Annotated in this window: 3 protein-coding genes and 1 pseudogene; 2 read left to right on the top strand and 2 right to left on the bottom strand. The window is 65.3% G+C overall.

The genetic code is table 11. The annotated features are described in order from the left end of the window. Positions 1-164: 164 nt before the first annotated feature. A protein-coding gene (locus ACFVWD_RS57485; protein WP_389607092.1) for an IS5 family transposase occupies positions 165-972 on the top strand; the annotation gives its coding sequence in 2 pieces (ribosomal slippage) (positions 165-520 and positions 519-972; 810 coding nt in all). Positions 973-1,050: 78 nt separating this feature from the next. Continuing rightward, the gene (locus tag ACFVWD_RS57480) at positions 1,051-1,461 is read left to right on the top strand and encodes a hypothetical protein (protein ID WP_389607091.1); all 411 of its coding nucleotides are present in this window, start codon (positions 1,051-1,053) and stop codon (positions 1,459-1,461) included. A 46-nt stretch (positions 1,462-1,507) separates the two neighbouring features. Here ACFVWD_RS57480 and ACFVWD_RS57475 read toward each other — a convergent pair whose 3' ends face one another. After that, a complete protein-coding gene (locus ACFVWD_RS57475) occupies positions 1,508-1,957 on the bottom strand; it encodes a hypothetical protein (protein WP_389607090.1) in 450 nt (149 codons plus the stop codon). Positions 1,958-2,399: 442 nt separating this feature from the next. Continuing rightward, positions 2,400-4,199: pseudogene (locus ACFVWD_RS57470) on the bottom strand (reverse transcriptase domain-containing protein). Positions 4,200-4,834: the final 635 nt, after the last annotated feature.

Below are 4,834 nucleotides of genomic sequence, written 5' to 3'. Positions count from 1 at the left end.
CCGCTTCCGCACACCAACCGACCTCGCAACATTTCTCACTTCCGGCCCTGCTCAAATCAAGATCAAGAGGACAGGTTAAAGATCTGCACGCCCTAACTGATCGTTTCAGAAAGACTTGACTCGCAAGTCTTGTGCCCGGTGATCTTCGTGGGCAGGGTGTCCGGGTGCATGCTGATCTTGTTCCGGATGACCTGTGGGAGCGCGTGGCTCCGCTCCTGCCGCCCGCTCCTGAGCGTCGCCGCCGCTACCCCGGCCGACTGCGCGTTCCCGACCGGGCGGCACTCGCCGGGGTCATGTTCGTGCTGCGGACCGGTGTCGCCTGGCGCGACGTCCCGGCCGAAACGGTCGGCTGTTCCGGGGTGACGGCCTGGCGCCGGCTTCGGGACTGGACCGAGGCTGGCGTCTGGCCGCGCCTGCACGCAGCCTTGCTGGCCGAGCTGCGCCGCGCCGACCTGCTGGATCTTGAGCACTGCGCTGTTGACAGCTCGCATGTCCGGGCCCTGAAAGGGGGATCACGTCGGCCCCTCACCGGTCGACCGCGCCCGTCCCGGTTCCAAGCACCACCTGATAGTCGACCGGCATGGAACCCCGCTCGCCGTCACGCTCACCGGCGGCAACCGCCACGATGTCACCCAGTTGCTGCCGCTGCTCGACGCGGACCCGCCGATCCGGGGGCTGCGAGGACGGCCTCGCCGCAAGCCGCGGCACCTGTATGCCGACCGGGGCTACGACTTCGACAAGTACCGCCGCCTGCTGTGGAAGCGCGGCATCAAGCCGATGATCGCCCGACGCGGCGTGGCCCACGGTTCAGGGCTCGGCAAGGTGCGTTGGGTGGTGGAACGGGCCTTCGCCTGGCTGCACCAGTTCAAACGGCTCCGGATCCGCTACGAAAGACGCGCCGACCTCCATCAGGGCCTGCTCGAACTGGCCTGCAGCCTCATCTGCCTCCGTCGCCTGCGCACCTCACGATGAACCGATCGAGACCGCGGCCGCGACCGGGCAGGTCGACTTGGACGAACAGCTCGCCCAGTTGCTGCGGGGCCAGTAGTCATGGGGGCGGGTCTGCCCGCCCACGTCCACGGCCAGGCGGTACGCAAGGCTCTGCAGGAGGCACGGCCGGCGGGGCTGACGCTTCCCCAGTTGTGCCGGGCGACCAAGCGCACGCCGTCGCAGGTCTGGGCGGGCTTGAGGTTCCTGCGGAAGGTCGCGGTCAAGGAGGGTCTTCCTCCGGTGACCTACAGCAGACGGGACGGCTTTCAGATGTCGGAGGAGAGCGAGGTCTGGATCTCCTACGAGCGGGCGATCTTCCAGGCGGAGCTGCACCGGGTCACCAACTTCATCACCGGGATCGTCGCCCCGAACGCCAGGAAGGTCCCGGACGACGAATGGATCCGCTTGGTCCTGGACCAGCTCGGCGGTGTCAAAGCCACCCTGGAAGCCCTCACCTGCATGGAACGCTGATGACCTGTACAAACAAGACCCGGCCGCCGGCGCTGGCGGGTGCGGATCACGTCTCGGCGGAGTTGATTGCGGCGTTCAGCACGCGCAGAGCGTCATCGTATTGCTGACGGTCGAACTGGAATGGACCGAATGCCGTGTACTCGCGGGTCTTGCGATGGGGTTGCTCGAAAGAGTCCCAGATCACGAGGTCGGCTGGCGTGGTGATGCGGGCCATGAGAGGCCAGCATCCCCACTCGCCGCATTCACAACCGAGAACGGGTGTCTTCGGCCCCATCGTGTTGGTGGACCGTCCGAGGAAGTGGTCCTGCATCGGGCCGAACCGGAAAAACTCCGGGATCAGACCGCCGTAGGCGTCGCCTGCGGGCTGCATCCCGGCCGCGATCTCGAACTCGTCGATCAGCTCGGTGAGTGGTGCTCCGCCGATGCGGGGGACGATCACGAGCGGGCCGCCGTCGCCCCGGTGCCGGCAGTCGAACCGGATCTCATTGCTGGTCATCCAGTGATTGTCTCAGCACAGCTGTTCCCTCCTCCTCTCGGATGGGTTGAGCTGCGGATATGCGTGGCATGCCGAGGTTGATCGCCGTGCCGCCGGGAGTTCGTCGGTCCATCTGAGCGGCCAACGAACACAGGCTTCTCTGAACTACGAGGTGCGGCCCGCGATCTCGCGGTAGGTCGGGTACTTGCCCCGCCACCAGCATCCGCTGACGTCCCGCTCTTCGACATCGGCTCATAACGCCGCGTTACTGGTCGCTGAGTAGGCCCGGAGCGCGGTGCCGGGATTGCTCCCGGTCCGTTTCTCCGGACCTCTCGCCGAACCGGACGTGCGGTTGGGTAGGCCGCCAGCGAGGTGCCTGTGAACAGGCCCTTTTCCAACGGCCCCCCACCGAACCGGGCATGCTCGCTTTCCGAGCACCACGGCTCTCCAGTGCCTTTTCTTCTCATGAGTTCTGCCGCGAGGGGCATCCGCCGTAGTGGATGTCCTCGTGGCAGACACGGCAGACGACCAGGGTCTTCCGATGGCGCGCGGCCATCATCTGGGCCCAGGCGGGCTAGGGAGCCTGCCCCCGGACGTTCAGGTCTTTCAAGTGCCGGATGTGGTGCACTTCGACACCGTCATGCGACCCGCACATCTCGCAGGTGTCGGCGAGCAGGCGCTTGACGACTTCACTGCGTCCGCTGTTCCACACCTGTGTCGGGTGATCGTCGAGGCTGCCGATCCTGATCTTTCGCTTCAGTGAGACCCCGCCCCACTGCGCCACCAACGGCGGTCGTCCTTCACCGCGTTCGACGGTGACCTGGAGCCCCCGGCGGGGACCTTGGTCCGTCTTCAGCACGGTCCGGTAGCGCTGGTAGATCCTGGGGACGCGGACGCGGTACTTCCGCGCGAGCGTCTTGACCAGGGAGCGCTGCATCACATGCTTCAGCCGGTCGAGTTGGTGGAGGTTGAACGCGAGCTGGTAATAACCGGCGATCCCGCGGAACTCGGCCTGGTACTGGGCGACGATGGAGAAGTCGCTGTTGACCGTGCGTTCGGTCCGCCGGACCGGTCGGCCATGGTGCATGTAGGGGCGGCACTTGGCGCGGATGACGTCAGCAGGCACTTTCAGCCCGATCTGCGCGTTGATGCTGCGGTGACCGCGCTGGTCGTGCTTGGTGTCGTTGTCCAGGATCACGATCTCGTAGCCGAGGAACCGGGCGGCACTCGTCCGCCCGTGCGTAATCAGGGTCTTGTCCTCGGACAGTTCCAGGTTGAGCTCGTCGTGCAGGAACCGGCCGATGTCGGCCTTGATCTCCTCGGCTTCCCGCTTCGGTCCGGTGAGCCCGATCAGCCAATCGTCCGCGTAGCGGCAGTAGTTCAGCCGCCGATAGCCCGGATCATCGGGATCGCGGGAGGGCATGGTCTTCATCTGCTTGCGCAGTGCCCGACCTGTCTCCCGGTCTCCTCGCTGTTCCAGCCTGAAGGCGCGTTGCCACAGCAGCATGTACGGACGGTAAGGCGTGCGCCTGGCTCCCCGGTTGTAGGCGGGCAGCAGGCTCGTCTCGATGTACTTGTCCAGCCGGTCCAGGTAGATATTGGATAAAAGCGGTGAAATAACACCGCCTTGTGGCGAACCGCTGAGCGTTGCGTGGTAACGCCACTGTTCCAGATATCCAGCCCTGAGCAGTCCGTCGACCAACCGCAGGAAACGGTTGTCGTGGATCTTCTCCGCCAGGATCGACCGAAGGATCTCATGATCCAGACTGTCGAAGCAGGCTTTGACGTCCCCTTCAACGAACCATGTCGTGCCCCTCCACCCGGGGTAGATCGATTGCAAGGCGGTGTGACAGCCCCGGCCAGGCCGGAACCCGTGGGAGCATTCAGAAAACTGCGGCTCGTAATACGCCTCAAGCAACAGGCGCATCACCTCTTGCAGCAGCTTGTCCGACCACGTCGGCAGACCTAAACCGCGCCGACTCCTGGTCCTTCCCTTCTTCTCGATGTAGACGCGGCGCGTCGGTGACCACCGATAACACTCACTGCGGAGCGCGTCGATGATCGCCTGGATCTTCCCCAGGCGCATGCCGTCCACCGTCTCGGCCGTCACGCCGGGCGTCATCGCACCGTCGTTGCGGTAGATCCGCCCGTAGGCGAGCAGGTACAACTCCCGGTTGAACAAACACCTGTAGAGACGTTCCAGCGGCAGACCTCGCCTGCCGCGTTCACGGATGATCCCCAGAAGGGCTTCGGCGCTCTGCATTTCGCATACCTCGCCTCGTGGAAGATCTGTTGACACCTGGGGCCCTTCGCCCGTGTAGACGGCTTTCCCGTCCTCCCTGGTCGGGCGTTACTCCGACGACTACTACGACCCCTCCGTAGCCATAGGGCTCGCGCCCCGCAGGCCATCCCGTATTCCCCTTGCGCTGGACGTATCGAGCGTGACGTAGGCGACCCGGTCCGTCCCCTTGAGCGAACTCGTTGTCCGCCGCCCGCCGGCCGGAAGGGTTGAGACGGCAAAACTCAGGACCGTCCGATGCCGACGGCTGCGACATAAGGCGCCGTGTCGCAGGGTGTGCGGTTCCACCGCTGGTGACTGGGCTTGAAGCAGTGTGGCCTTCGCCGTATCACGCGGGCCTTGCACGGCAGCACCTTCGACGCCTTCGCGATGCTCCGCGCTTTCCCGCCATGCTGTTGTCCCCTCGCGCTTTCGCGTCCAGGTCAGGCGGGTGGCCCCGAGGTCACCTCCTTCCGAACCTCGGCCCCTTGAAGGGGCGATCCAACGCCGAGTGAAACGGCGCACCCTCTCAACGCAACGGGCTCTCCACGGTCTCTGCCGTCAGACGGGGTTCGCAGGCTGCCATGGGTTGGAGATTGCGCTGGCCCGGTATCGGTAGC

Origin of the sequence: Streptomyces sp. NPDC058086 (genome assembly GCF_042885015.1) — a bacterium.
GTDB lineage: Bacteria > Actinomycetota > Actinomycetes > Streptomycetales > Streptomycetaceae > Streptomyces.
The sequence above is the reverse complement of the archived record's forward strand: the minus strand, read 5'-3'. Positions and strand labels throughout refer to the sequence as shown.

Bases quoted from the DNA above. Each gene is read 5' to 3' on its own strand.
- ACFVWD_RS57480 (WP_389607091.1), top strand. From the start codon at position 1,051: ATGGGGGCGGGTCTGCCCGCCCACGTCCACGGCCAGGCGGTACGCAAG.
- ACFVWD_RS57475 (WP_389607090.1), bottom strand. From the start codon at position 1,957: ATGACCAGCAATGAGATCCGGTTCGACTGCCGGCACCGGGGCGACGGC.